The sequence below is a fragment of the Nocardia sp. NPDC058499 genome, from assembly GCF_042719915.1.
Classification (GTDB): domain Bacteria; phylum Actinomycetota; class Actinomycetes; order Mycobacteriales; family Mycobacteriaceae; genus Nocardia.
The window spans coordinates 16,673-42,184 of record NZ_JBHXMZ010000003.1 but is presented as its reverse complement, the minus strand read 5'-3'; the positions used below and the strand labels follow the sequence as shown (position 1 = coordinate 42,184).

Annotated in this window: 27 protein-coding genes; 11 read left to right on the top strand and 16 right to left on the bottom strand. The window is 67.0% G+C overall.

The window, feature by feature from the left end; all coding sequences use genetic code 11:
- Positions 1–5: 5 nt before the first annotated feature.
- Positions 6–767: an ABC transporter permease gene (locus ACFWPH_RS10310; RefSeq protein ID WP_378749609.1), complete on the bottom strand. Its 762-nt coding sequence runs from the start codon at positions 765–767 to the stop codon at positions 6–8.
- Positions 764–1,708 (bottom strand): ATP-binding cassette domain-containing protein, encoded by a 945-nt coding sequence (locus ACFWPH_RS10305; protein WP_378749607.1) that lies wholly within the window; start codon positions 1,706–1,708, stop codon positions 764–766. The genes ACFWPH_RS10310 and ACFWPH_RS10305 overlap by 4 nt, the downstream gene beginning before the upstream one ends.
- A gap of 184 nt (positions 1,709–1,892) precedes the next feature.
- Between ACFWPH_RS10305 and ACFWPH_RS10300 the strand changes: the two genes are divergently transcribed.
- Both ACFWPH_RS10300 and ACFWPH_RS10295 read left to right on the top strand, forming a co-directional pair.
- Positions 1,893–2,489 (top strand): NADPH-dependent FMN reductase, encoded by a 597-nt coding sequence (locus ACFWPH_RS10300; protein ID WP_378749605.1) that lies wholly within the window; start codon positions 1,893–1,895, stop codon positions 2,487–2,489.
- 65 nt (positions 2,490–2,554) lie between these two features.
- Positions 2,555–3,949: a DHA2 family efflux MFS transporter permease subunit gene (locus tag ACFWPH_RS10295; RefSeq protein ID WP_378749603.1), complete on the top strand. Its 1,395-nt coding sequence runs from the start codon at positions 2,555–2,557 to the stop codon at positions 3,947–3,949.
- Between the two features lie 157 nt (positions 3,950–4,106).
- Here ACFWPH_RS10295 and ACFWPH_RS10290 read toward each other — a convergent pair whose 3' ends face one another.
- The 3 genes from ACFWPH_RS10290 to ACFWPH_RS10280 are packed head-to-tail and all read right to left on the bottom strand — an operon-like array spanning position 4,107 to position 5,435.
- Positions 4,107–4,379 carry a Txe/YoeB family addiction module toxin gene (locus tag ACFWPH_RS10290; RefSeq protein ID WP_378749601.1) on the bottom strand — a complete coding sequence of 91 codons (273 nt, stop codon included), beginning with the start codon at positions 4,377–4,379 and terminating at the stop codon, positions 4,107–4,109.
- Positions 4,379–4,642, bottom strand: coding sequence for a type II toxin-antitoxin system Phd/YefM family antitoxin (locus tag ACFWPH_RS10285; RefSeq protein ID WP_378749599.1), 264 nt, complete (start codon positions 4,640–4,642; stop codon positions 4,379–4,381). Before ACFWPH_RS10285 ends, ACFWPH_RS10290 begins: the two co-directional genes overlap by 1 nt.
- Before the next feature lie 46 nt (positions 4,643–4,688).
- Positions 4,689–5,435: a DsbA family protein gene (locus ACFWPH_RS10280; protein ID WP_378749597.1), complete on the bottom strand. Its 747-nt coding sequence runs from the start codon at positions 5,433–5,435 to the stop codon at positions 4,689–4,691.
- A 264-nt stretch (positions 5,436–5,699) separates the two neighbouring features.
- Here ACFWPH_RS10280 and ACFWPH_RS10275 point away from each other — a divergent pair, with 264 nt between their 5' ends.
- A complete protein-coding gene (locus ACFWPH_RS10275) occupies positions 5,700–7,082 on the top strand; it encodes an FAD-dependent oxidoreductase (RefSeq protein WP_378749595.1) in 1,383 nt (460 codons plus the stop codon).
- A gap of 153 nt (positions 7,083–7,235) precedes the next feature.
- Here ACFWPH_RS10275 and ACFWPH_RS10270 read toward each other — a convergent pair whose 3' ends face one another.
- From ACFWPH_RS10270 to ACFWPH_RS10250, 5 genes are all read right to left on the bottom strand, one after another.
- Positions 7,236–8,330, bottom strand: a complete 1,095-nt coding sequence (locus tag ACFWPH_RS10270) for a CapA family protein (protein WP_378749593.1) — start codon at positions 8,328–8,330, stop codon at positions 7,236–7,238.
- A 144-nt stretch (positions 8,331–8,474) separates the two neighbouring features.
- The gene (locus ACFWPH_RS10265; RefSeq protein WP_378749591.1) at positions 8,475–8,672 is read right to left on the bottom strand and encodes a DUF6186 family protein; all 198 of its coding nucleotides are present in this window, start codon (positions 8,670–8,672) and stop codon (positions 8,475–8,477) included.
- Positions 8,669–9,082, bottom strand: coding sequence for a hypothetical protein (locus ACFWPH_RS10260; protein ID WP_378749589.1), 414 nt, complete (start codon positions 9,080–9,082; stop codon positions 8,669–8,671). The genes ACFWPH_RS10265 and ACFWPH_RS10260 overlap by 4 nt, the downstream gene beginning before the upstream one ends.
- Before the next feature lie 89 nt (positions 9,083–9,171).
- On the bottom strand, positions 9,172–10,239 hold the full coding sequence (locus ACFWPH_RS10255) for an SRPBCC domain-containing protein (protein ID WP_378749587.1): 1,068 nt from the start codon (positions 10,237–10,239) through the stop codon (positions 9,172–9,174).
- Positions 10,236–10,604, bottom strand: coding sequence for an ArsR/SmtB family transcription factor (locus ACFWPH_RS10250; protein WP_378749585.1), 369 nt, complete (start codon positions 10,602–10,604; stop codon positions 10,236–10,238). The genes ACFWPH_RS10255 and ACFWPH_RS10250 overlap by 4 nt, the downstream gene beginning before the upstream one ends.
- A gap of 507 nt (positions 10,605–11,111) precedes the next feature.
- Between ACFWPH_RS10250 and ACFWPH_RS10245 the strand changes: the two genes are divergently transcribed.
- On the top strand, positions 11,112–12,152 hold the full coding sequence (locus ACFWPH_RS10245; protein WP_378749583.1) for a hypothetical protein: 1,041 nt from the start codon (positions 11,112–11,114) through the stop codon (positions 12,150–12,152).
- Between the two features lie 101 nt (positions 12,153–12,253).
- Positions 12,254–12,829: a dihydrofolate reductase family protein gene (locus tag ACFWPH_RS10240; RefSeq protein ID WP_378749581.1), complete on the top strand. Its 576-nt coding sequence runs from the start codon at positions 12,254–12,256 to the stop codon at positions 12,827–12,829.
- Here the strand turns inward: ACFWPH_RS10240 and ACFWPH_RS10235 are convergent.
- A complete protein-coding gene (locus ACFWPH_RS10235; protein ID WP_378749579.1) occupies positions 12,811–13,572 on the bottom strand; it encodes a helix-turn-helix domain-containing protein in 762 nt (253 codons plus the stop codon). The two genes, ACFWPH_RS10240 and ACFWPH_RS10235, sit on opposite strands and share 19 nt — an antisense overlap.
- A gap of 101 nt (positions 13,573–13,673) precedes the next feature.
- Between ACFWPH_RS10235 and ACFWPH_RS10230 the strand changes: the two genes are divergently transcribed.
- Positions 13,674–14,885: a hypothetical protein gene (locus ACFWPH_RS10230; RefSeq protein WP_378749577.1), complete on the top strand. Its 1,212-nt coding sequence runs from the start codon at positions 13,674–13,676 to the stop codon at positions 14,883–14,885.
- A 94-nt stretch (positions 14,886–14,979) separates the two neighbouring features.
- Positions 14,980–15,204 carry a hypothetical protein gene (locus ACFWPH_RS10225; RefSeq protein ID WP_378749575.1) on the top strand — a complete coding sequence of 75 codons (225 nt, stop codon included), beginning with the start codon at positions 14,980–14,982 and terminating at the stop codon, positions 15,202–15,204.
- Between the two features lie 325 nt (positions 15,205–15,529).
- Here ACFWPH_RS10225 and ACFWPH_RS10220 read toward each other — a convergent pair whose 3' ends face one another.
- Entirely contained in the window at positions 15,530–16,732 is a 1,203-nt protein-coding gene (locus tag ACFWPH_RS10220; protein WP_378749573.1) for a helix-turn-helix domain-containing protein, read from the bottom strand.
- Between the two features lie 172 nt (positions 16,733–16,904).
- Here ACFWPH_RS10220 and ACFWPH_RS10215 point away from each other — a divergent pair, with 172 nt between their 5' ends.
- The 3 genes from ACFWPH_RS10215 (at position 16,905) to ACFWPH_RS10205 (ending at position 18,318) form a co-directional block, all read left to right on the top strand.
- Positions 16,905–17,216, top strand: coding sequence for a hypothetical protein (locus ACFWPH_RS10215; protein ID WP_378749571.1), 312 nt, complete (start codon positions 16,905–16,907; stop codon positions 17,214–17,216).
- Between the two features lie 198 nt (positions 17,217–17,414).
- Positions 17,415–17,594 (top strand): hypothetical protein, encoded by a 180-nt coding sequence (locus ACFWPH_RS10210; protein WP_280417050.1) that lies wholly within the window; start codon positions 17,415–17,417, stop codon positions 17,592–17,594.
- Positions 17,595–17,685: 91 nt separating this feature from the next.
- Entirely contained in the window at positions 17,686–18,318 is a 633-nt protein-coding gene (locus tag ACFWPH_RS10205; RefSeq protein ID WP_378749569.1) for a hypothetical protein, read from the top strand.
- A 12-nt stretch (positions 18,319–18,330) separates the two neighbouring features.
- On the opposite strand, the gene ACFWPH_RS10200 is transcribed toward ACFWPH_RS10205, so the two are convergent.
- From ACFWPH_RS10200 to glsA, 3 genes are all read right to left on the bottom strand, one after another.
- Positions 18,331–21,297, bottom strand: coding sequence for a BTAD domain-containing putative transcriptional regulator (locus ACFWPH_RS10200; protein ID WP_378749567.1), 2,967 nt, complete (start codon positions 21,295–21,297; stop codon positions 18,331–18,333).
- A gap of 107 nt (positions 21,298–21,404) precedes the next feature.
- Entirely contained in the window at positions 21,405–23,024 is a 1,620-nt protein-coding gene (locus ACFWPH_RS10195) for an MFS transporter (protein WP_378749565.1), read from the bottom strand.
- A gap of 2 nt (positions 23,025–23,026) precedes the next feature.
- A complete protein-coding gene (gene glsA / locus ACFWPH_RS10190; protein WP_378749563.1) occupies positions 23,027–24,061 on the bottom strand; it encodes a glutaminase A in 1,035 nt (344 codons plus the stop codon).
- Between the two features lie 373 nt (positions 24,062–24,434).
- On the opposite strand from glsA, the gene ACFWPH_RS10185 reads away from it, so the two are divergent.
- A complete protein-coding gene (locus tag ACFWPH_RS10185; RefSeq protein ID WP_378749561.1) occupies positions 24,435–24,752 on the top strand; it encodes a DUF222 domain-containing protein in 318 nt (105 codons plus the stop codon).
- Positions 24,753–24,795: 43 nt separating this feature from the next.
- On the opposite strand, the gene ACFWPH_RS10180 is transcribed toward ACFWPH_RS10185, so the two are convergent.
- Positions 24,796–25,443 (bottom strand): TetR/AcrR family transcriptional regulator, encoded by a 648-nt coding sequence (locus ACFWPH_RS10180; RefSeq protein WP_378749559.1) that lies wholly within the window; start codon positions 25,441–25,443, stop codon positions 24,796–24,798.
- Positions 25,444–25,512 lie beyond the last annotated feature (69 nt).

The following is a 25,512-nucleotide window of genomic DNA, read 5'->3' as shown; positions in this document are numbered from 1 at the left end:
GGCTGTCAGGCCCGTTTGTTGTACGTGGCCCGAGACCAGACGTATCCGATAACGGCGAACCCGGCGCACCAAGCGAGCGCCGCGGCGGTATAACCGCCGGACGGGGTGCCGGCCAGGAATCCACGCAACGATTCGATGATGGGCGTGAACGGCTGGTACTGCGCGAACTGGCGTACGCCCTGACCCATTTTCTCCGCCGGTACGATCGCGGTGCTGACGAACGGCAGCATGAGCAGCGGCACCACACCCATACCCGCGGATTCCGGCGTTTTCGCCGCCATACCCAGCGCGACCGTGAGCCAGGCAGCCGCGAACGAGGTGGCCGCGAGGATGCCTATCGCGCCGAGCCAGTCGAGCCCGCTCGCCGGCGGCCGGAATCCCAGCGCGAACGCCACGGCGAAGATCGCCACGATGGCCACCGCATTGGTGAGAACGGTCGCCACGACGTGGCCGGTCAGCACCGCGCCGCGGGATACATCCATTACTTTGAACCGGTTGATGACGCCCGTCGACATATCCGAGCTCACCCCCACCGCAGTGCCCGACAGTCCGTAACTGACGGCCAGCAGCAGCATGCCGGGTGTCGCGTAGTCGATATAGTCGCCGCCGACATCGAAGGCACTGCCGAAGACGTAGACGAAGATCAGCATCATCACGACCGGCATGAAGGCGGCGTTGAACACCGTCACCGGATTGCGAGTGATGTGTTTGAAGTTGCGGCGCAGCATGATCGACGAATCGGCCAGGGGTGCGGTGAGCGTGCTCATGGTGCGGTGACCTCCGTGGTCGCGTGGCCGGTGAGGGTGAGGAAGACATCGTCGAGGTCGGGGGTGTGCACGGATACCTCGGCGGCCTCGAGCGCTGCCTCGTCGAGGCGGTCCAATAGGCGGCGCAGCGATTTCGAACCGCCGTCGCCCGGCACCCGCAAGGCGAGCGTTTCGTCGTCGCGAGTGGAACCGGGCAGTGCCCGGGCCGCCGCATCCAGGTCCGCGAGGTGGTCGAACCGCAGCCGGATATAGCTGCCGGGGATCCGGCGCTTGAGTTCGTCCGGGGTGCCCTCGGCGACGATCCGGCCCTGATCGAGGACGGCGATGCGATCGGCCAGCTGGTCGGCTTCTTCGAGGTACTGGGTGGTGAGGAAGATCGTTACGCCCTCGTCGGTCAGGTCCCGCACGATCTCCCACATGGTGCGCCGGCTGCGTGGATCCAGCCCGGTGGTCGGTTCGTCCAGGAAAACGATCTGCGGCTTGGTGACCAGCGTCATCGCCAGATCCAGCTTGCGCCGCATACCGCCGGAGTAGGTCGCGGCGCGTTTGCCCGCGGATTCGGTCAGGCCGAACCGCTCCAGCAGCCCGCCGACCACTCGTTTGCGGTCGTCTCCCGCGAGCCGATGGATATCCGCCATCAGCTCCAGGTTCTCCGCCCCGGTGAGCAGATCGTCCACCGCCGCGAACTGGCCGGTGACTCCGATCGCCGCGCGCACCGCCCGAGTCCGGGTGGTGATGTCGTGCCCCGCCACCTGTGCTGTGCCACCGTCTGGCCGCAGCAGGGTGGTGAGGACGTTGACGGTGGTCGTCTTGCCCGCGCCGTTGGGGCCGAGCAGGGAGAAGATCGTGCCGGCACCGATATTCAGATCGATACCGTCGAGGACGGTCTTGTCCCCGTACGCCTTCCGCAGCCCCGAGGCCGCGATTGCTGAACTACTCATGGACACACAGTCGCCGGGCCGGCTGATACCGGACTGACGGCGGGCTGACATCTCCGCTGATACGGGTGTTCGGCCGTGGGCGACCAGGGTCTTTCGCCGGAGGCTTGACCTCAACAATAGTTGAGGAAGCAAGGTGGTCTGCGGGTGGCCGACGGGGCCGCCGAACGCAGTAGGGGAGATACCGATGACCACGACAACTACCGGCACCACCGCCCTCGCAGCACCGTTGCGGCTGACTCTCGTGATCGGCAGCAGCAGGCAGGGCCGCTTCGCGCCGACCGTGGCCGACTGGTTCCACACACAGGCGACCGCGCGACCGGACCTCACGGTCGACGTACTCGACGTGGGTGAACTGGACCTGCCACATACCTTCGGTGCATCCACCCCTGGAGCCGCCGAAACCCGGGCCGCGCTGGCCGAGGCGGACGCCTTCGTCATCGTGACACCGGAGTACAACCACAGTTATCCCGCGGCGCTGAAGAACCTCATCGACGCGCACGGGCGGGAATGGCAGGCGAAACCCGTCGGCTTCGTCAGCTACGGCGGGATCTCGGGTGGCCTGCGCGCGGTCGAACACCTGCGCGGCGTCTTCGCCGAGCTCCACGCGGTCACCGTGCGCGATACCGTCAGCTTCCACAATCCGTGGCGCAACAGCGCCGCACAGGATGACCCGATCGCCACCGCGGAAGCCGAGACGGCCGCGAAAACTCTGTTGGATCAGCTGGTCTGGTGGGGTGAGGCGCTTCGTGCGGCCCGTGCCGCCCGGCCCTACGGGCAGTGAGGGTCGTGATGCGGCACAGTGTGGCAACGGCCCGCATCCGGCCGGAGCCGGCGGCCCGTAACCCGATGACGGTAGCCTTGGTTCTGGTGGTCGGCTCGATCATGGCCACCCTCGACCAGACGATCGTCAACGTGGCGATCAATCGGCTCTCGGCCGAGTTCGCGGCGCCGCTGGCCACCATCCAATGGGTATCGACCGGATACGCGCTCGCAGTCGCCGGGGTGGTCCCCGTGGCCGCGTGGGCGATGGGGAGATTCGGGGCGAAACGCCTGTACCTGGTGGCGGTCGCGATCTTCGCGATCGGTTCCCTGCTGGCCGGCGCGGCCTGGAACATCGAATCCCTGATCGCCTTCCGGGTACTCCAGGGTCTCGGCGGTGGGCTGCTCATGCCGGTGGGAATGACAGTGCTGTTGCGGGCGGCGAGCCCGGAGCGGCTGGGTCGCGCGATGAGCACGATGGGACTGGCCATCCTGGTAGGTCCGCTCGCGGGACCGGTGCTCGGCGGCTACCTCATCGACGAGATGTCCTGGCGCTGGATGTTCTTCGTGAACGTTCCGGTCGCCGCGGTGGTGATGCTCCTCGCCCTGCGCGTCTTCCCGGCCGACGATCCGCAACCGCGGCGGCGGATCGATACGGTCGGGGTCGCGCTCATGTCGCCCGGCCTGGCCCTGCTGATCTACGGGGTCACCGCCGCGGGCGAACGCGGCGGCTTCCCCTTCGGCCAGGTCGTGGTGCCGCTGGTACTCGGAGCGGTCCTGGTGGCGGTATTCGTGCACCGCGGGTTCACCGCCCCGGAGCCACTGCTGGACCTGCGGATCCTGCGCCGCCGGGAAGTCGGCGCCGCCGCGGTGCTGCTCGGATTGTTCGCGGCGGGCTATTTCGGCGCGATGCTGCTACAGCCCCTGTACTTCCAGGTGGTGCGCGGTGAATCGGCGCTGATGGCCGGAGCACTGGGTATCCCGTTCGCGCTGGCTTCCGGAACAACGATGCAGGTCGCGGGCCGGCTCATCGACCGGTTCCCGCCGGGCCGCTATCTCCCGTTCTCGATCGCGGTCGGGATAGCGGGGTTCCTGCTCTTCCGCGCCCAGCTGGACACCGATTCATCCTACTGGGGCCTCTGCGCGGCCATGCTTCTGATGGGTGCCGGGGGTGGGGGCACGATGATGCCCGCCATCACGACCGCGACCCGCGCATTGACACCCGAGCAGCAGGCGGGCGGCAGTACAACCGTGAACCTGATCAACACCACGGCCATGGCCATCGGCACGGCGGTGGTGGCGGTGGTGCTCTCCACCCTGCTGCCGATCGCCGGGGGTCTGCAAGCGCTGCACGGGCTCGATCCCGCCGCGCACGCGGCACTCGCGCCTGCCCTGGCGGAGGCATTCCGTGGTGCCTACCTGATCGCGCCGATCCTGATGGCGCTCGCGGTGGTACCTGCGTTGTTCCTGCCGCGTCGGTGAAGCCGGACGGGCGAGCCCTGGGAATCATTCCCAGGGCTCAGCGCACGGGCGACCCGGATATCTGCCGCCGCCGAGTCGGCCAGTGGAAGCGTGTGGTGGCTTTCGCCTCGCTACGCGGGGTCGTCGGGTCATCGGGCCCGCCGGTTTTCTCGAGTGTTCAGCATTCGTAATGTGAGCCCACCTGCACCACAACGATTTCTGTATCGGTGACGAAGTAGATCAGCCGGTGCTCCTGGGTGATCCTTCGCGACCAGTGCCCGGCGAGCTGATGCCGTAGTGGTTCGGGTTTGCCGATTCCGGCGAACGGATCGCGCAGGGCGGCGTCGATCATTTTGTTCGCGCCTCTGAGCACGGACCGGTCCGTAGCGAGCCAGCTCGTGTAAGACTTCCAGCCTTGGGTTGTGAAGGTGAGTTTCCGGTCGCCGGGCATCACTCGTCGTCCGGGTCGACGAGTGGGTGGGCTTCTGTGCGGCCGGCGCGGGCGTCCTCGGCGGATTGGAGCAACCGCATACCGCCGTGGGTACGCAGTACGTACAGCGTTTCCATCAGCGAGTTGTAGTCGCTTTCGGCCATGAGTACGGCGTTCTCGCCGCTCCTGGACACGACGGTCACGGTGTCGTGGTCGTCGTTGACCTGCTGTACCAGCCCGAAGAGGTTCTGGCGAACGGTGGATATGGGTAGCGCTTTGGCCATTGCGACGTCCTCTCGAAGTCGTACGACTTATTGTACGACGATTCGCTCAGCGGGCGGCAGCTATGACCGGGGCGAGGCCGTCCTGGCCCAGCAGGGCCTCGGAATCGGTGACTTCCTCGTCGTTGACGTAGACGGTGGGGGTGCCGTTGACGCTGGAGGCGAGTACCTCGTCGGTCTTTGTACGCAGGTAGGTGTCGTACCGGCGTTCGGTGATGCACTCCGCCACCGCGGAATCCGGATAGCCGGTGGATTCGGCGATAGCGATCAGCTCGCCGTCGGGCAGGCCGGCGCCGCCTTCCGCCGGCTGTTCGGCGAACATTTCCGCCAGCCAGGCCTGGTACCTGTCCAGTCCCGAGTTCGCGACACAGAACGACGCGTTACCCGCGCGCGACGAGTACTCGGTAGTGCTGGCGCGGTCGAGGAAGGAGATGACGCTGTACTCGACCGCCGCGGTGCCCACGCGCACGGCGTCCTCCAGCACCTTGCCGTTGGCGTCCTCGAAGGCTTTACAGAACGGGCACTGCAGGTCCATGACGACCCGCACGGTCACCTCGGCGTCCGGTTCGCCGATCCGGACCGCGCCGTCGGCCAGGACGTTCGCGGGGCCGGAGCCGGTACCGACGGCCGCTGCGGTACCGGGGATCGTCTCCGCCATCGCGTTGCGGGCCAGCAACCCGGCGCCGACCGCGGCGCCGGCCAGCAGCACGGCGACCAAGGGGAGCAGCACGACGAGAAGCCGGCGGTTCGGCCCCGGGCTCTGCGGCGGCGGCCACCCGCCCGGATAGGTGCTCAAATCGTTGCTCCCTGCTCGCCGGACATTCTCCTCGACACACTAATGCGCGGCGGCGACCTCCGGCGGTCCGCGGCGAACTCGGGTGGGTAGGTCGCTGAATGTCGTTGCGCTGCAGTATGGTTCTGTAGCGCAGTACACGACTTCATACAGTCGGTCGGCGCGGATCGGGTACGGTCGGCGAACGTGACTTCGGCATGCCACCGGGGTCGGCGCGGCGGGTCGGTGGCCGTGTCTGTGATGTCGAATCTGTCTCGGAGGCTTCGGATGTCCCTTTCCCATGCCGTGGTACTCGGCGCGAGTGTCGCCGGATTGCTTTCCGCCGCCGCGTTGAGCAAGACCTTCGACACCGTCACGATCGTCGAACGGGATCAGCTCTCCGAGGGTGCCGTGATGCGCCGCGGTGTGCCGCAGGGCAATCAGGTGCATCAGCTGATGCCGGCCGGGTTGACGCGGATCGAGGAATTGCTCCCCGGGTTCGGCGACGAACTTCTCGAGCAGGGTTGCGAACGCTACGAGATCGACCGCGATATCGCGGTCCTGTACCCGCTGGGCTGGGCGACCCGGGTCGCCGGTGGCATGGACGTCATCGGGTTTCTCCGGCCGGCCTTCGAATGGGTGCTGCGGCGGCGGGTGCTGGCCCTGCCCGAGGTGCGCGCGGTGCACGGTATCGCCACCGGGCTGCTGGCCGGGCCGGACGGGACCGCGGTCACCGGAGTGAAGGTGACCGGCGTGGACGGCGAGAAACTGGACGCCGATCTTGTGGTCGACGCAACCGGCCGCGGATCCAAGGCGCCGAATTGGTTGAGCGAACTGGGCTACGCACCACCGGCCGAACAGCATGTGCGGCCGTACCTCGGTTACGCCACGATGGTGGTCCGTTTCCCCGAGGGCACGCTGCCGGACGGGTTCCGCGGAATCGCTGCCACCCCGAATCCCCGGCATCTCAAAGGCGGGGCCATTCTGCCCTGCGGTAACGGTCAGCATGTCGTGGCCGCCATGGGGATGTCGAAGAACTACCCGCCGGCCGGGTACGCGGAACTGCTCGACTACCTGGACGAGGCCCCGAGCCCCCTCCTGGGCCGGGCCGTGCGCGCCGCGGAATTGGTCGCCGAGCCGGATACCTACCGAATGCCGGGTAATCAGCGCAGGCTGTGGGAGCAGCTGGACCGGCGGCCCGAGGGATTCGTCGTCATCGGCGACGCCGTCGCGGCCTTCAACCCGATCTACGGGCAGGGTATGACGATCGCCGCCATCGGTGCTTCCCTGCTCGCGCAGGTCGTCGCGTCCGCGGACGGCTCGGTCACCGGTGTCGCGGAGAAGTTCGCGGCCGAGCTGGCGCCGTGGACCGACTACGCCTTCGCCATGGCCGCGAACACCGACTCGTTCTTTCCCGGCGCCGAGTTCGTGAATTACACCCCTCCGGCACCGGAAGCCGTTGCGGGCGAAGCGTTCGCCGTTGCGGCCGCCACGACCGATCCCGCGGTCGCCCAGGCCATGCGGCGGGCGGCCTATTACATGGACCCCTCCGGGATGCAATCACCTGCCGTACAGCAGACCATCGCCGAATGGGCGTCCTCGGGCCGGCAGCCGGACCCGTCCCTGACCGACCCGAGCCGGCTGCCCGGCACAATTCATACCGTGGGCTGAGCATGCTCGCTCCGCGAGCCCGGCCGGGCCCACGGTCCTGACGCGGTCACGCCGGCCGGGAACGCACCGGGCGGTGAGATGCCCGAGGGGACGAATCGCGGGTCGCCGGTCGTCTCCCACCGATGCCCGGCGGTATGGGCGCTCCCGGTACGGCTACCGAGAGGCGGTCAGCAGACCGTCGGGACCGGTGCCGACTCGCGTACCGAACCGGTCGCTGATATCGCGGAGCGTGCTTCTCAGCCATTGGGTGTCGGCGGGCCCGGCTCGTTCGAGTTTCATACGCCGGATGCGCAGCGGCAGCATGCGCACTTCGGCGGGACCGCCGGGATCGAGGGTGATGAGGTAGAGCAGCCGGAGTTCCGGCCGGTAGGACTCGTGGCCGCCGATCCCCTCGTAATCGTCGACGATATCGCCGCAGCCGTACAAGATGGGCTTGCCTCGATAGATTTCGATCGCGCGGGGATGGTGCGCGGAGTGGCCGTGCACGATATCGACGCCGGCGTCGATCAGCCGATGGGCGAACTCCTGCTCGCTGAGACCGGTTCCATAGCCCCAGTTCGGCCCCCAGTGCACCGACACGATGGTGCGATCGCCACTGCGGGCGAGTGGAGCGAACCGGGCCGCCACCTCCTCGGCGTGCCGGGCGGAGGGATGGTCGATCACCCAGATTCCCGGGTGGTCGCGGCCGGCGGCCCAGCCGGCGGGGACACCGCTGGACGGAGTCGATATCGATGCGATCAGTACTCGGTGGCCCCCGGGACCCGGTACCGCCACCGGCCGCTGCGCGGCAGCGAGGTTCGCGCCCGCGCCGACGGCGCGGATACCCGCGCGGGGCAGCGCCTCGAGGGTGTCGGCGAGTCCGCGGATACCGAAATCGAGGGAATGGTTGTTGCTCAAAGCGCAGGCGTCGGGCCGGAATGCGGCCAGCGCCGCAAGATTATCCGGGTGCATGCGATAGTGGACCCCTTTGCCCGCCGCGAAACTACCGTCCGCGGTGATGGCGGTTTCCAGGTTGACCAGCCGTACGTCGGGCGCGAGTTCGTCGAGAATACGGGGCACCTCACCCCAGGGCCCGGTGAATCCGTAGGGCCGTGGGATCGGCCCACTGGCCTGCTCGGCCAGCTCGACATAGCGCCGGGCATCGCGGACACACGGCTCCTGTAATCCCGGATGCCCCGGACGCGGCAGGAGCTGATCCACGCCACGGCCGAGCATGACGTCACCACCGAGCACAATCGTGACCGTCATGGCGGCACCGGGTCCGGCGATATCGGTTCGCCCATACCGGGCCGGCCCGCCGGTCGGGTACCGAGCTTCATACAAAAACGCTACCACCGGGCGCTGACTGCATCGAGCCTGGTCAGCGCATATTTGTGCGGATGTGGCACCCGTTCACCGGGCCAGGAAATGCCAGCCCAGCCAGGCCCACACCAGGATGACGAGTATGCGCAGCACGCGGGACCGTAGCAACAAGCGGAGGGTTTCACCGAGAGTGGTGCAGCGCTGTGAGTGGCGCGCCGTGAGCTCCGCCAGCACACCCAGGACAGCGAGCACCGCGAACCCGGCGAGAACAAGCGCCCGGTCGGTCATCGCAGCAGCCGCCACCCGGCGGCCAGCCATATCAGCCAGCCGGCCCAGCGGCCCGGACCCTGTTCGAGCGCCGGGTCCAGCAGTGTGGACAAGGTGGGATGGGCCTGATCCGGGACGTTCCACAACTCCTGCCGTGACAATGCGAACAGCTCCCAGGCCGAAACCGCCGAGAGTAGAGACGACCACAGCAGCAAACCATTCCGCATACGCGGTCCCGCCGAGATCGGTTCGGCCGGCCGGCGGGCGGCCCACCCGAGCGCGACACCGGCAATGGTCACGATCAAGGCTGTTGCCGTCCAATGGAATGGATGGGTCCGGGCGCCGAGCGTGGCGATGACGAGCGCGGCACCCACCCATATCACCGGCCGAAGAGAACCCTCATCGGCCGGCGGGCTCGATTCGGCTGCCATGGTCGGCAGCGTACCGCTACCACCTCGGCCGAGCCCTCGGGTGCGCGGGGAGGAAAGTCGCGTCGGATTCCGGTCCCCGGGCGCCCCTGTCAGGACTCGGTGGCGGGCGGCTGCCAGGCCGGATCCCGGCCGATGAAGGCCATCAGCTTGTCCTGCGCCGTAGCGTTCTCGCCGACCGGCACGGCCGGGCCGTACTGCCCGCTCTCCCGCAGCATCCGGTCCATCGGTGCCATCCCCTCGAGTGCCGCGCGGCAGCGCTGCTCACCCAGGTCGGGCGTGTAGCCGAGGGCCTTCGCCAGATCCCAGGTGTGCATCCAGATATCGGGCGTGTAGAAGTTATCGATCGCCTGGTCGACCGGCTGGTCACCGGTGTGCGGGTTGCTGAGTACCCGGCCGGCGGGATTGTCGAGAATGCCCTGGATATCGGCGACGTGCCGCTTCCATGCCGCCACCGGGTCGCTCGCGATATCCAGGGCGGCCGGTTCGATTCCGGCGCCGCCGAGGAACCCGCGCGACCACTCGACCAGATGCCGCACGATATCGAGCGCCGTCCACTCCGGCACCGGGCTGGGGCGTCCCCAATCCCCGGGCGAGGCGGATTCGACGAGTGCGGTGAACCGGGCCGCGTCCTCGAAGTGCCGGGTCGCGGGCCCCGCGACCGCGGGTGGTGCGGACTCCGGTGCCAGCAGGTGGTCGAGTTTGTCGTAGCCCTCGCGCACTCCGGTGTCCATCCCGCTCGCCAGCATGCCGTCGCGCGTCTCGAAATCCGCGACAACGCTCACAGTCCGCAACCGGGTGCGCCGCTCGCCGACCTTCTCGAAGGTCACCGTCTCCAGTGCGACCCCGTCCGGTTCGCCGGTGTAGGTGAATGTCCACACGATTCGTTCGGACGGCCGCACCTCGTGGAAACTGCCGTAGAAGGCGGCGATCTCCACGCCGTCGCTTTCGCTGGCGAAGGCCCACGCGCCGCCCGTGCGGGCGTCCCACCGGGTGATTTTCGTGCTCAGCGCATGCGGGCCGACCCACTGTGCGTAGAGCGCGGGGTCGATATGCGCGCGGAACACCTGGGCGGGCTCCGCGTCGAACTCCCGGATGATCTCGATCGTGGGGACCTTCTCGTCCGCGATGATCCTGGTGTCGTACCCGGTTGTGGTCATGATGCCTCCTTCGGCGGGAAAACCCGCGGTTGTTCGTCGTCGGTCATCTGAGCCAGCACCGCGTCGAGGCGCTGGTAGCGCTGTTCCGCGGTGCGGCGATAGCGTTCGATCCATTTGGTCATCAGGTCGAATATCTCGGCGTCCAGATGCACCGGCCGCCGCTGGGCTTCTTTGCTCCGGGTCACCAGCCCGGCGTCCTCGAGGACTTTCACGTGCTTGGAGATCGCCTGCAGGCTCATCTCGTAGGGCTCGGCGAGTTCGCTCACCGTCGCGTCCGCCGCCGCCAGCCGGGCCACCAGAGCGCGCCGGGTCGGGTCCGCCAGTGCCGCGAATACGCGGTTGAGCTGTTCCCCGGATTCGTCCATAAGACCTTTCCTCAACTACTTGGTTGACTACAACGGTAGAGCGGTTGCGCAGGTTTAGTCAACCGTATGGTTGATAAAAGCGGCCGCTGTTGAACAGTCTCCGCCGGATGTAGGCGCCCAGTGGGTAGCTCGGTGGAGCAGTGGCCGCAGTGGTCGGCCGGGTGAGCTCCTGTGGCGGTGTGCCCGCTCACGAAATATGAAAGGTGTGCCGTTCGTGTATCCGGTCACAACGAACGTGCGGGGTTGCGAAGCGGTCGGGCGCCGATTCGGTGCCGAATATCGCTTGTTTCAAGCTAATTCACAAGAATGGCCCGGTCTATGGTTGGATCGGCGCGCGGCTATGTTACCGAAAGGTATTGTGGCACAGCTCTCTTTATCGCCCAAACGACCTTTGACCTGCGGGTGTGGTGTTCTAGTCTGGGGAAAGTCGATGGGCGGCAAGGGCTCATCGGGGATGCGGCGAGATGCGATGCCGCACCCCTGACATTCGCGCGGTAAGGCGAAACGGTGGACCACAGGGTCGAGACCAGAAATACGTCGGAATACTCACCACAACCCAGGGTCGGAAATATCGATCGACCGGGTTCGCAATTCCCATCCGAGTGGAAATTCTGGTCCGTTTCGGCGCTCAGTCTGCTCACCCTGATCCTGCTGTTCCAGCCCTGGCTGACGGCATCCGGTCCACAGGGTGATGTGCAGGCGGATGCTTTCGGCCGGCTCGACGGCTCCGTTTCCGGGCTCCGCAGCGTCGGCGAACGCCTCACCGAGAGCGTCGTTTCCATCAGCGGGCTGTGGGGCATCCTGGCCGCCGCGGCCGCGGTGATCACCCTGGCGGCTGCATGCTCCTACCGGCTCTTCGGCATCGGATTGCCGGCGATGGTCGGTGCCGGTGCGGTCGAGGCCGTACTCGTCCCGGCGGCGCTGCTGCATGTCAACGGCAAAGCGCCGGAGCTGCGCGCGATGACCGAACAGCACGATGAACTGAAAGCCGCGCTCGGCGATATCCTGGGCAGACTCTTCGGCGGCGACCGGGAATCAGGTGCCGATACGGCACAGGTGGCCACCGTCGCATTGACGAATCAGGCACTCGTCTGCGGCGTGGTCGCCGTGATCACCGCGATGATCGCCCTGAGCATGCGGAAGTCGATTCGGCCGAGCACCCGCGCTGCCGTTGTACCGGCGGAGGTTTCCCGCCCCGGTCCTGCCGATCTACGGGCCGACGCTCGACTCGCGGTCCCCGAGACCGTGACCGTCCTCGAACATCAGCTCGACCCGGCCCTGCCGTACCAACCCCGGATGCTCGGCGCCGCCGGTACCGATCATGACGACCTCGGAGCCGGTAAACGCCTCCTGAACCGTGCCGAACGGCCCCGTCGTGCCGACGGCCCGGCGCGCCGCGACCGGCCTACCGCCCGCCGCGTCCGGCCTCGCCCCGCCAACCGGGCCTCCGCCACACCGCAGCCCGGCAGCGGGTCCCACGCTGCCCCGAAGCGTTCGGCCGGCCACTGTGGTTCGCCCCGAGCGGCCCGGCCGGTCGTCCCCGGGTAGACCCGGCCGAGTGGTGGTGTCGGTTTCGTCCAAGACATCGGCAGCGGCTCTTCCTAGGCTGGTGGCAGCCCGAATCCGATGCCCATGCCCTGGAGGAATTGATGACACGCGAACTGGTCTACACGGGTTTCATGTCGCTGGACGGCGTCGTGGACTCGCCCGGTGGTACGGCCGAGGGGCACCGCAGCGGCGGCTGGGTGATGGACACCGAGTTCGTGCCCGAAGCGTATTCGCTCAAAGCCGAGGAACTGGCCGATACGACCGCGTTGCTGTTCGGCCGCCGCAGTTACGAGGCGTTCGCCCCGGTCTGGCGCGATTCCGACGATCACGCCGCCTACAAGGACCTGCCCAAATATGTTGTCTCGGCCGGTCTGAGCGAGGATGCGCTGATCGACGGGTGGGGTCCCACAACGATCCTGCGATCGGCCGACGATGTCGCGAAGCTCAAGCAGACCGACGGCGGTGCGATCTATATCCACGGCAGTGCCGAACTGGCTCGCCGCCTCGCCGACGCCGATCTGATCGACCGGTACAACCTGCTGGTTTTCCCCGTGCTCCTCGGAGCGGGGAAGAGCCTGTTCGCCCGGTCGGACCGCGATAAGCAGACGCTGCGGTTGCGGGACTCGGCGACCTACTCCAACGGAGTGGCCAAACTCGTCTACGAGGTCGCGCACTGACCGGGATCGAGCGCGAGCGCGCCACCGGCCCGGGTGCGCAATTCCTGAGCGGTCCGGCCGACGTACCGGCGTAGCGCGCGGGCGAGATGGGGTTCGTCGTAGTAACCGAGCTTGCCGACGACATCGCCGGGTGTCTCGCCCGACGTCAGCAGGAGTGCGGCCGTGCGGGCGCGTCCGATCTGCCGGACAGCGCCCTGGGTGAGGCCGGTCGCCGCCCGGAACCGTCGTTCGAGAGTCCGTTCGGTGACTGCCGGTGGCGCACCCGCCAGTGTCGCCGCGACCAGCGGGTCGCGGATCACGACTTCCTCCCGGACGAGCCGGGCGACGAGCGCCTCGGCGTCGTCGGCCCGAGGGGTTTCGCGGTGGGCGCCGTCGAGCCAGAAGGTCCGGCCGGTCACCTCGGGTAGTGCGATCCCACCGTCCACCAGGGCGGTCGTCGCCGTCGTACGCAGTGATGTCCCCACCGCGAATTGGATACCGACGAACTCCGCGCCTTCGGGCACCGGTGCGGTACCGGTACGGCTCTCCGGTCCGGTGACCGCCGCAAAGCGGCGACCCTCCTGTTCCCAGAACACCAGCCCCCAGGTCTCGGTCGCCACCGAGGTCATCTCGGTGACCTGTTCGCTCCGGCAGATCCACACCGACTCCACCCACGGCGAATCCGATGCCCGTGTCTCGAACAGCAGTCCCATTTCTCCACTACGCTTCCGGATGCGGAAATCGTGCACGAACTGTTGTCTCATATTGCGCTCGAGTGTTACCACCGATGTGCCCGGAAGAGACTCTGACTCGAGGCATCTCCTTTCGACCTGGTGAACACACTCGGCAGGACGAAAGGACATCGGTGTCAGTAACCACCCTGCGGCGTGACCATTCGGTCCGGCTCACCGCGGCAGCTGCGGTCCTCGTTGCGGTGACGGGCTGTTCTTCGGGGCAGGCGGTATCGACGGACGAATCCAGCCGGACCCCGGCAACTTCTCCGGCCGCGCCACCGCCACCGGAACATATGTCGAATCTGCTGCCGGGGATGCCTCCACCGCTGCGCTTCGACGATATCTACGCGGCCAACCGGGAATTGAGTCCGGCGGTCGCCGAGCAGCGCGAACTGGTGTATGTGCCGAACAGCCGATCCCACGATGTCTCGGTGATCGACCCCGCGACCTTCCGAGTGATCGACACCTTCTCGGCCGGTGGGGTGGAACCGCAGCATGTGGTGCCGTCCTACGATCTGCAAACCCTGTACGTCACCAACGATCTGCCGATCGGCGGCGGCAGCCTGCTGCCGATCGATCCTCGAACCGGTAAGCCGGGCACGAGTTTCCCGGTCCGCGATCCGTACAACATGTATTACACGCCCGACGGCAAATACGCGCTGGTCGTTGCCGAGGCGGATAAATCGCTCGACTTCTACGACCCGGTGACCTGGGAGAAGAAACATGCCCTCCCGGTCCCGGACTGCGCCGGGGTCGATCATATGGACTTCACCGCCGACGGCCGGTTCGCCCTGGCGAGCTGCGAATTCGCCGGCCGGATGTCGGTGATCGATATCGCCGGGCGCACGCTGGTCCGCACCATCGATCTACCGCACGGACGGCACGGAATGCCGCAGGACGTCAAACTCTCCCCGGAGGGCCGCACCTTCTTCGTCGCCGATATGCACGCGGGCGGTCTCTACACCTTCGACGCACTGACCTTCGACAACACCGGGTTCATCCCGACCGGCGCCGGTACGCACGGCCTGTATGTAACCCGTGATTCCAAACAGATGCTCATCACCAACCGCGACGAAGGCAGTATCTCGGTATGGGATTTCGCCGCCAACGGCCTCGTGCACAAATGGTTCCTGCCGGGCGGTGGTAGTCCTGACATGGGCAATCTCTCCGCCGACGGCCGGACCTTCTGGGTGTCCGGACGCAAACACGACGAGGTCTACGCGATCGATATCGTCGACTGGAAGTTACTGGCTCGTATCCCGGTCGGCCAGGGGCCGCACGGTTTGACGGTGTGGCCGCAACCCGGCCGCTACTCCACCGGACACACCGGGGTCATGCGATGACCGGAGTGGCTTGCCTGACACCGGGCCGACCGAGTTTGATGGGAACGGGTCGGGAGGAATCCGCCACCGCGGAAAGATCAATGGGAGATAAACGATGAAACGTGTTCTGTCGGGCAGCATCGCCGTCGCGGCAATCGCGATCGGCGCCGTAGCCGGTGCCGCGCAAGCCAATGCCGACACCGGGCTGCCCCTGCAGCCGGCCACCCCGTCCGCTGAATCGGTGCAGATGGATCTGCCGATCGCCCCGGGCTCTTCGGCCAACGAAGCGGCGGGTATGGCGCAGCTGATGCAGATGCTGTCGACCATGTCCGCTGCCTGACAGCAGCGGGTAATGCCATCGGCCCGGTTGCCACACAGGCTCTGGCCCGTGCGGCAACCGGGCCGATTACCTGTGGTGGTTCTGCGCCGCCGACGGCCGGGATGTGGCGTCGGATGTCCACCGGGCGGCAGGTATGTAGCCGCCGGACCAGCTGCTGTCCATGATGTCCGCTGCTCGACGGCGCCCGGGTGAATGCCCTTCGGCCAGATTGGCGTACCGGCTCTGATCTGTGCGGTAGCCGGCCGAGCACCGAACTTCGGCAGAGCCGGCTCCGGTAGAGCGGGTGCCGAATATGCCGTCAGGCGGCGATGACGCGAATACCTGTTTACGCCACTACGCCTACCCGTTGTGCCAGCCGGCCGAGTTCTCCCGTGGTCAGGTCGCGGCGCGCCTCCCGCAGCATTGCGCCCACCAGTTCGCGTACCGGCGCCAGTCCACGTACCTGCTGGGGAGCCGCGTGTTCGCCCCGAAGGAGTGCGTGTAGCGCTGAGAGGTGGTCCCTTTTCATCGCGTATGCGCGGCCCAGTTCCACAAAGAACTGCGCGTGGCGGACTTTGTTGGGCAGACCGGCCGGGTCGAGGTGTTCGGCAATGCGTAGCACCTCCGCCGGGTCACGCTGCTCTACGGCGGAACTCATTTTCCACAAAGCGACGTTGGCCGGTCCGAATGTTCGATTGCGTGCCGTGCTGTGACCGTCGGGTGCATCGGGCAGCCGGGTCGCGATCTCCGCCGCCTCTTCCAGGTGTGGCCGTGCGTTGCCCCCGGCCAGCGTCTCAACGAACCCCACCTGTAGGCGCGCCATCCCGACCGTTTCCAGTTCGCCGCGCGTACGTGCCTCCGGTGTCAGCCGCTCGGCTACATCGCTCACGGTGGCCAGCGCGGCGGTAAGGGCGCCGGGGCGCGCGGCGAGAATCTGGCTCTTCAAGAACTGGGCGGCAGCGACCGGCGCGAGTGAATCGGCGTGCCGCGCCGCCCGCTCGGACTCCTGCACCGCCGTCCAGGCCAATGCACCGTGTCCGCGCTGCCGTAGCGCAGACGCGGCGCCGTAGGTGGCAGCAGCCAGGAGGTCCCATGCCTGCGCGCTGCCGGCGTCGGCTAGGCGATAGGCGTCGGTCAGCAGCTCGGGCAGCAGCGGGCCCAGTGCTGCGTAATCACCGGCATGTCGTAGCGCCGATGCATGGTCGACGGCCGGCACCAATTGATCCAGGGTGCGCGGCGCGCGGGTGTCGGTGATATTTCCCTGTGTCCACAGCGCGGTTTCGATATCCGGCACGGCTCGGTGAAATGCACTGATGGCCGGGTCTATTCGGTCGTCGCCGCCGGTGAGATCACCGAGCGTGCAGCCGAGTGCGCCGGCCAGCGCGAGCAAGGTCCGGCGCGAATCGACCGGCCGTATTCCGGCCTCGTATTTGGCGACCACCGATCGGCTCAATCCGGCCCGGTCTGCGAGTATCTGCTGGGAGATACCGCGCCGTGCGCGTATCTGGCGCACCCGCTGTCCGATGTAGGTCTCCGGTTCGTCGGTCATATCGTGCCTGCACTTTCCCCGTCGAGTTCCCACGCCTTGATCGCATTGTTCCACTGGGGAACAGGATTCGTGTGTCCTGGCGTGATGCTTGCCGCCGCCCGCCGCCTGGTTGACCTCGATGTCTGTGGCGGTGGATGCATTCCACATTCACCATGGAGGCAGGGGAGGCACGATGCGGCAGCAAGGGGAGCCGATCGCGTTCGGATGGGTCGACGACGATGTGAGTACTGCGCCGGATTGGGACCGCGCGCAGGTAGCGCGGTTGGCGCGGCGGCTCGGTTACCGGGTGATGTGGCCTGATGTGCGTTCGGTGCTACCCGTGGCCGATCAGGTACGCAATGCGGCGGCGGATGTGGTGATCATGCCGGCCCCGGGGCACCTCGGCCCGCTGGAGTTGAACCGGGTGATGGGCGTCGCCGACGTGGAGACGGTGCTACCTCGCCTGTCCTTCGCTCGTTGGTCGACAGCAGGTATCGGCCGGTGATCGGTCTGGGATGGCTGGTGGTGCTCGGCCTGCCGGTGCTCGTGCTGGTCTGGGCGGTGTACTGGCCGGACGACCGCAGCTGAACCGCGAACGCTGTGGCAGTCTCCAGAGGCGCGGGTCCAGCGTGGAACAGCAGGTCAGGTCACGATCTGTGGCATCTTCATTGCTACCCGGACGCCACCGGCGGACACTGGAGGAATGGTTGACAGGGAGCAGCGCACACCGTTGTACGGGGTGGTACTGATTCTCGCGGCGCTCGGTGCGGCGATGGCGGTCAGCTACTACGGGCCGACATGGTTCCGCGTCACCGTCTACATCCTCGCGGTGATGGTTTTCCTGGTCGGCGGTGTAATGACCTTCCGGGACTACTCGCGCTGACGTCGCGAAGGCCGATCCCCTCGCCGGCGGCAGTGGTTCGACAGCCATCCGGCAGGCAGCTTCGAGAGGCTGCAGGGGGAGGTGATCGACGATGATGTTCATCGAATTATTCTTGTCCGAAGGTGCGCTCGACCCCGCACAACGGTTGCGGGTAGCCCGGCGCCTGGGCACGATCCACGAGTTGGGCGCGGGTGACCCCGACAGCGGCGGAGACGAGATGGCTCCCCGTTCGGCGGCCGTATTCGCGTCGATGTTTCAGGTGGTGGTGCACGAGCCGCAGATCTGGGTCGCTGGAGAGCATTCCCTGACCGAGCAGGATCCTCCGCACTGCCTGGTCCGGATTCACGTTCCGGGACCGTGGCGCAAGGATATGAGCGAAACGTTGATCTCCTACGCCACCCGAATCGTCTCCGACGAGTTCGACGATCGGGACCTGCCCTACCGGCGTCCGACGGTGCAGGTACATGTCCTCGGTGTCTCGGAGGGGAGCATCGGGATGCTCGGAAAGATGGTGAAGTCCGAAGACCTCGTCGAGATGTTGAGTGATCCGTACCGGGACGATCTGGAGGTGGGCAAGGCGTTGCGGGATCCGATGTGCGGAGTGCTCGTACCGTTGGACGACAACACCGCCACCGTCGAGATCGACGGTGAGCTGTATGCATTCTGTTGCCGCGGCTGTCGCGCCGAGTATCTGGCGAAACGCGAGAAGGCCGCGCGGCCGTGACAGCGGGCGCGGTCAGTATGCCTGGACCTCTGCCGTTGCGGTAGCGGGGGCCAGGCGGCATCCACGCTCGTACTCGTCTCGGTATTCGCGCAGGGTATGCGCCAACCGCGCGACGTCGGGGTTACCGGAGTTCGGGCCACCCCGCAATGCGTGGGCCACGCCCAGAATCTCCGACGCGCGCTCGTGCTCGCCGCGCCGGTGGGCCACGTCGGCCATCCCGACTGCCACATGGGCCAACATCGGCATATCGGGCAGTCCGACGGCGATGTCTCGCGCTTCGCGCAGATAGCGCGCGGCGGCGGCGAAATCACCGGTAGCCGCGGCGAGATATCCCGCACCGGCCGCGTACAAGGCGCGCTCGGGTGGATCGGTGGCGTCGGCGGCGTAGCCGAGGTGCTGTTCGGCCTCGGCGAGGTCGCCGTTGTGGCGGGCCAGGTCGGCGAGGGAGATCCGGGCAAGGGTGATCTCGTGCGGAGAGGCGCCCCGGGTGAGCACCTCCGACAATTGTTTGCGGGCGTTATCGACATCTCCGGCGTCGATGCGGACCATGGCAAGCCAGGCTTGCTGCCCGTCGTGGGTGCCGAGTTCACGGGCGACCAGGGCCGCCTCGTCCAGCGTGGCCAGGGCCTCGACGGTGTCACCGGCAGTGATCAACGCACTTGCCAGCGACATCAGCGACAGCGATAACGCCCATCGCTCACCGCAACCGCGGAACCCCTCAACGGCTGCGGTGATAGCCAGTCGGCCGGCGTCGGCCTGGCCCGCTGCCCCGTGCAACAGCGAACGGATGAACCACAGCATCCCTCGTGTCCATGGGTCGGGGTGTTTCACATGCGGTTCCAGCGTGGCCAATCCGTCATCGGTGTTGCCGGCGGCGAGGGCGATCAGGGCACCGATGAAACCAGCGGCCGGATCGTGGGCGGCGCCGGGGCTTTCCACGGTGGCCGCGGCGGCGGCAAGACTACCTGCGAAGATCGCGTTGATCAGGTAGGCGGCGAGCGCGTGCAGTCGTGCCTCGGTCGCGGCCGGACCGGGCATCGAAACGATCTCGCCCAGTTTCCGGGTGGCTTCCGCGTGATCGCCGTGAACGGTCCAGAACTGACCGAGTGCGGCGCCCAATCGGACGGCGGTATCGGTATCTTCGCCGTCCACGGCGAACGCGATCGCGGCGTTCATGTTGTGCCGCTCCGCATCGAGGCGGGTGAGCCACGGGAGTTGTCCGGAGCCGCGCAAGTGCGGTTCTGCCCGTTCCGCCAGCTCGAGGAAGTAGTGTGCATGGGCGGAGCGAGCGGCGGCCAGGCGGCCGGTGGCTGCCAGCTGTTCGATACCGAACTCGCGGACGGTGTCGAGCATCCGATATCGGCCCCCCGCGTACTCCAGCAGTGATTTATCGACCAGGGCATGCAGGATGTCTGCGGTGAGGCCGACGTGTTCGGCGGCCTCACCGCAGAAGCTCCCAGGGAAGGCGGCTGCCCGGTCCGCCGCGGCGCGTTCGACGTCGGTCAGCAGGTCCCAGCTCCACTCCACTACGGCCCGCAATGTGCGGTGCCGGGGCGGTGCGGTGCGGCTGCCGCCGGTCAGTAGCCGGAATCGGTCATCCAGGCGGGCAGCGAGGGTTTCGATCGACATCGACCGCAGGCGAACGGCGGCCATTTCGATGGCCAGCGGCAAGTAATCCAATCGGCGACAGATCCGATCGACATAGTCGCTCGGCACGAAATCGGATTGCACGGCCCGCGCCCGATCGGTGAACAGCTGTGCCGCGGAACCCGCTTCCAGCGGCGCTACCGCGAACAGTGCCTCGCCGGTGATGCCGAGCGGTTCCCGGCTGGTGGCCAGTACCCGGAGCCGCGGGCAACGGCCGAGTAGCTCTGCCACCAGCTGTGCCACCGCTTCGACCACATGCTCGCAGCCATCGAGGATGACCACTGCCTCACGGTTCGCGAGCGTGTCGGCCAGACGAGATATCGCATCCGCCGAGTCCCGCAGGCCGAGGGCGGCCACCACTGCGCGGGGCACCTCGCCGGGACGTGTGACCGGAGCGAACTCGACCAGCCAGACCGGGATATCCAGCCCGGCACCGGTCATGGTGGCGAGGCGGGTTTTACCTACGCCGCCGGGCCCGACCAAGGTCACCAGCCGATGGTCCAGGAGCCGTCGGCCGATCTGACGCCGGTCGGCCTCGCGGCCGACGAAACTCGTCAACGGCGCCCGCAGGTTTCCGCGGGCGTGCGACCGCTCCGTGTCTCCGCGCAGTATTCGCATATGCAGCTCGCGTAGTTCCGATCCGGGATCGGTACCCAATTGCGTTGCGAGCACGGTGCGATAGTCCTCGTACGCGGACAGCGCCTCCGCCTGCCTGCCGTTGGCAACCAATGCACGAAGGAGGAGGACACGTAAACGTTCCCGCAGCGGGTTGGCGGCAATCAGCTGATTCAGCTCCACCGATAGCAGGGCGCGTTCCGGGGACGACCCGCTCAGTATCGCCTCGATCCGGTCTTCGGTGGCAGCCAGCCGCAGTTCGTCCAGCCGCGCGGCCACCGCGGTCGCGAACGGCAGATGAGCGATATCGGCCAGCGGCTCGCCCCGCCACAACCCCAGCGCCTCGGTCAGCAGTTCCTGGGCTGCGGCGTAGCGCCCGGCCCCCAGGGCGCGGCGGCCTTCCTCGGCCAGCCGCTCGAAACGTACGGCGTCGACCGTCTCGGCGGGAACATCCAGCCGGTATCCCGCCTTCCCTGCGCGCAGCATCGCCGATTCGGGCAGCGCCCGCCGCAACCTTGCCACCAGCGAATGGAGAGCGGCATCCGGATGATCCGGAATATCTTCCGGCCACACCGTTTCCATCAGCGTCCGTGCGGAAACCACACGGCCCGCATCCAGCGCCAGCCGGATCAGCAGCGCTCGCGACCGTACCCCGCCGACACCGATGCTCTGGTCGTCGGCGACAACCCGCAGCGGACCCAGGATCTCGATGCGCACACCAACGATTATCCAGGGTCGGTGACAGCCATCCGGCACCGGACAGACCACCCGTCGGCTCGAGGGTGACCGGCACTCTTGTCATCGAGGTGCGCGAAGGCAGCGTGTCAGTGGGGTTCGGGGATTTCTCCCGGCCGGTATTTCGGCAGTCGTGATGCGGGCAGTGCGGCCGCGGCGCTGATACCGGCGAGGATGAGGAAACCGAGTTTCAGGGTGCGCAGCCGCTGCTCCTCGTTCAGGGTTACGGCGGCGTCGATCTGTTCGGGGGTGGCGGTGGTCTGCTCCAGCAGGGCACGTAATTCGTCGTTGCTCACGAAGTTGACGTTGTCGAGGTCCACCTGCGCGGCCAGTTCCGGCGGCAGTTCCGGGTGTTCTTCCACGGATTGGGTCACGCCGAAACTCAGCGTGGTCACGAGCACGGCGCCCATGACGGCGGTACCGACTGCCGAAGCGAGGTTCTGTGCGGTACCCCGCAGCGATCCGACATCGCCGGCGAGTTCCTTGGGCGCGGCGGTGACCAGAACGTTGAACACCAGCGTGACCAGCGCGCCCTGCCCGATGCCGAAGACGATGAGCCCCAGGATCGTCGGCACGGTTTCCCAGTTGTTCGTGACCGCGAAGGCGAGCCAGATCAACGCGACCGTCGTCAGGCCGAACGAGAAGAGGGCGATCACGCGCGGCGGGTACTGCTTGTAGAACCGGACGATCAGTGTCGCGGTGACGAAAACGGTGAGGTTGAACGGGATCATCGCCAGTGACGTATCGAACGGGCTATGTCCCTGCACCACCTGGATGTAGGTGGGGATGGTGAAGTTCACCGCGGCTTCCATGGCCACGATGACGAACATCGCGTAAATGGCGGCACGTTCGGTGGGACGGCCCAGCACGCTGAGATCGATCAGCGGAACCTTGCCCTGACGCATCCGCCGCCTGGTCCACATGACGAACAGCTGACCGAGGATCACTCCGGCCACGACCAGCACCGGCGCGGGTGACAGTTCGAGAATCGAGAACGGCGCGGCATCTTTCGCGAAGACGATGCCCCACGCGTTCAGGTTGTTGAACCCCAGGGTGAGTACGACAATCGCGGAACCGATCAGTACCGAGGCGAAGATATCGATGCGGATATTCGGGTCGCCCTCATCGGTGCGGAGACCGAAACTCAGCGCGAAGACGGCGACCGCGATGGCCAGCGTGACACCGAATACGGGGCGCCAGCCGACCAGTGTCCCCAGCGTGCCGCCGATCAGGAATGCGCTCACACCGGAGATGGCGCGGGCCGAACCGAGCGATCCGACCGCTGTCGCCTGCTGATCACCCGTGTAGTTCTCCGCGATGAGCGCCACCAGCGCCGGAACGATGATTGCCGCGGCGGCGCCCGCCAGCACCTGGCCGCCGATGGCCCATTCGATACTCGGTGACAGGATCATCATCAGCGAGGAGCAGGCGAATACGACGACCACGACGCGGAAGATGAGTAGCCAGCCGATGCGCTGGCCCAGTTTCGCGCCTGTCATCACCAGTGCGGCAACGGCTATGCCGTAGACGACGATGGTGGAGCCGGCGACGGTCGGCGGGACCCCGAAGTCCTCACCTATGCCGCCCAGGGAGATCGGGAGCGCGGCCACATTGAACGACATGAGTACCTGCGCGAGGAACAGTCCGATCATCGGTACCCACGAGCGCCGTTCCAGGTCGGGTTCGGCGGCGGTGGTGGTGTCCGGCACGGTCAGGCTCCTTTCGCGCTGTCGCGGTAGGCGGCCGCGACGGGCTGGTGGACGGAGGACGCGAAGAGATTGAGGCCCAGGGCCCGCGACAGGTAGGCGCAGGCGCGTTGCCCGCGGACACTGTTGCCTGCCGCATCCAGCCGCGGTGAAAATGTGCCCAGCGCACCCTTGCCCGGCGATATGGCGACGATGCCGCCCGCGACCCCGGATTTCGCCGGTAATCCGATCTCGAACAACCATTCCCCGGATCGTTCGTAGAGCCCGCACGAGGCGAGCACGGCCAAGGTGTCGCGGCACACCTCCGACGAGACCACCCGCTCCCGGGTGACCGGGTTGACTCCGCCGTCGGCCAGGGTCGCGCCCATGACCGCGAGGTCGGTGGCCGTGACGGCGAGGGCGCACTGCCGGGTGTAGACATCCACGGTCTCCAGCGGGTCGGTGTCGAGGCGCCCGTAACTCTCCAGAAGCCGCGCGATCGCCTTGTTGCGCTGGTTGGTGAGCATTTCGGAGCGATAGACCACCCCGTCGAGTTCGAGATACCGCCCCGCGAAGCGGGACAGGCCGGTGCGGATGTTCTCCCACTGCTCCGCCGGAGTCGCGCCGGGCATCAGCGCCGTCGTCGCAATCGCGCCGGCGTTGACCATCGGATTCATCGGGCTGCCGGCGTTGAGTTCGACGGCCATCACCGAATTGAACGGCAGCCCCGTATTGTTCACGCCGACACGCTCGTGTACGGCCTGGTGCCCGTAGGTCTCGCAGACGAGTGCGAAGACGAAGGCCTTCGAAATCGACTGGATCGAGAACGCGATTCCGGTGTCACCTGCCGAGTGAGTACTGCCGTCCGTCCCGGCAAGCGTCAGCCCGAACCAGTTCGGGTCTGCTTCGGCCAGGATCGGGATGTAGTCGGCGACCTGTCCGTCGTGCAGGCCGGTATAGCGTCGGTGGGCCTCGGTGATGAGCTCGCCGACTCGGGATTCGGTGGGCAGGTCGCCGGTGAATGCGTGTTGTGCGATATCGAGCACATCCGCCTCGAACATCGTGGCCTCCTCCACCTCGTCTCATCTCCGGCGAGTTTGCCCGGCGCTTCCCGGCGATGTGCTGCTGCGCTCCTGTTACCGGCTATTGCTGATCAAGCCCGGTGAACTGCCGATTGCCCGAGCGTAACGGTGATTACGGTCCTGGGTCGGGACGAACCGCCGGTAGTTCGCCGAGGGTCGTCCTTCGGGGCCCTGCCGGTTCCGGTCGCGGTCGCGGGCCGGTATGCCGCGTTCCGCCTGTTGTCCGATGATCTCCGGTGCCGGTGCCGGTGCCGGTGCCGGTGCCGAGTGCGTTGCGGCTGCCCGGACACGACATATCCAGTCGAGTCGATTTGTCGAACATACGTTCTATTCATGAGGTAGGGTCGGCGGGGTGAACACACATTCGACTGCACTGGCACCGCAAGCACCGGCGCGGAAATGGTCGGACCTGGCCGATGTCGATTTGCTGCGCACGCTGGTCGAAACCGAGCGCCACCGGCGGCGCCTGGGTGCGGCCATGGTCGCCGCGGTCGCCGAGGCCGAGCGCCGTGGTCTCGCCGCCGGCACCGGCTACCGGGATACGGCGGAGCTGTTGAGTGATCTGTTGCGGATCAGTACCTCCGAGGCGCATCGGCGAATCGAATGCGCCGCTCCGCGGTCTCGGTCGCGTTCCAGGAAGCCGTGGAGGGCGTTGGCGTCGGCGAGCTGAGGTTGAGCCTGGTTGTAGCCAGGCGTAGCCATGGTTTCGGAGTTCACTGCTCCCGGGGGGCCGGCCGTTTCTCGGCGGCATCGAGTGCGGGGGCCAGTGGGGTGAGTGCGGAACGCAGTAGATCCGGTAACGCGCCGGATGGCACGACGAGTCCGCTGATCGCCGGGGAAGTGCCGGCGGGCTGCAACCATTGTTGGAGGGCTACGCGCACCGCGGCGGCCACGCCGGCCGCGAGCACGCGGGCGGTGTACGGGTCGTTGTTGCCGATGCGTTCGGCGATTGCGTCGGCGAGGGGATGTTCGATCGCGCTGGGGGCATGAACGAATGCGGTGCGCAGTGCGGGGTGGGTGGTGATCAGCAGCAGCGCGTCGCGATCGGTTTCGCCTTGGGTGGTGTATTGATCCACGATCGCGTCGATGACGGCGTCGGCGAGGCGGGCGGCGGGCCGGCCGGCCACGGCTGCTGCGATCCGTCTTTCCCGTTCGGAAGTGACAGCGGCGACGATCGCCTGTTCACGACTCGCGAAGTAATTGTTGTAGGTCCTCGGTGAGACGCCGGCGGCCGCTGCGATGTCATCGACGCGCACATTGTCCGGCCCGTGCTCGAATGCCAGTCGAAGTGCCGCCGCGCGCAGCGCCTCCCGGGTGGCCTGCTTCTTCTGCTCACGCAAGCCTGTCCGTCGTGTCGTCACCGTCTCAGCATCCCACCTTCACTGCGTGTGCGCAAAGTTGCGTGCACGCAGTTTTATCTTCTAGTCTGG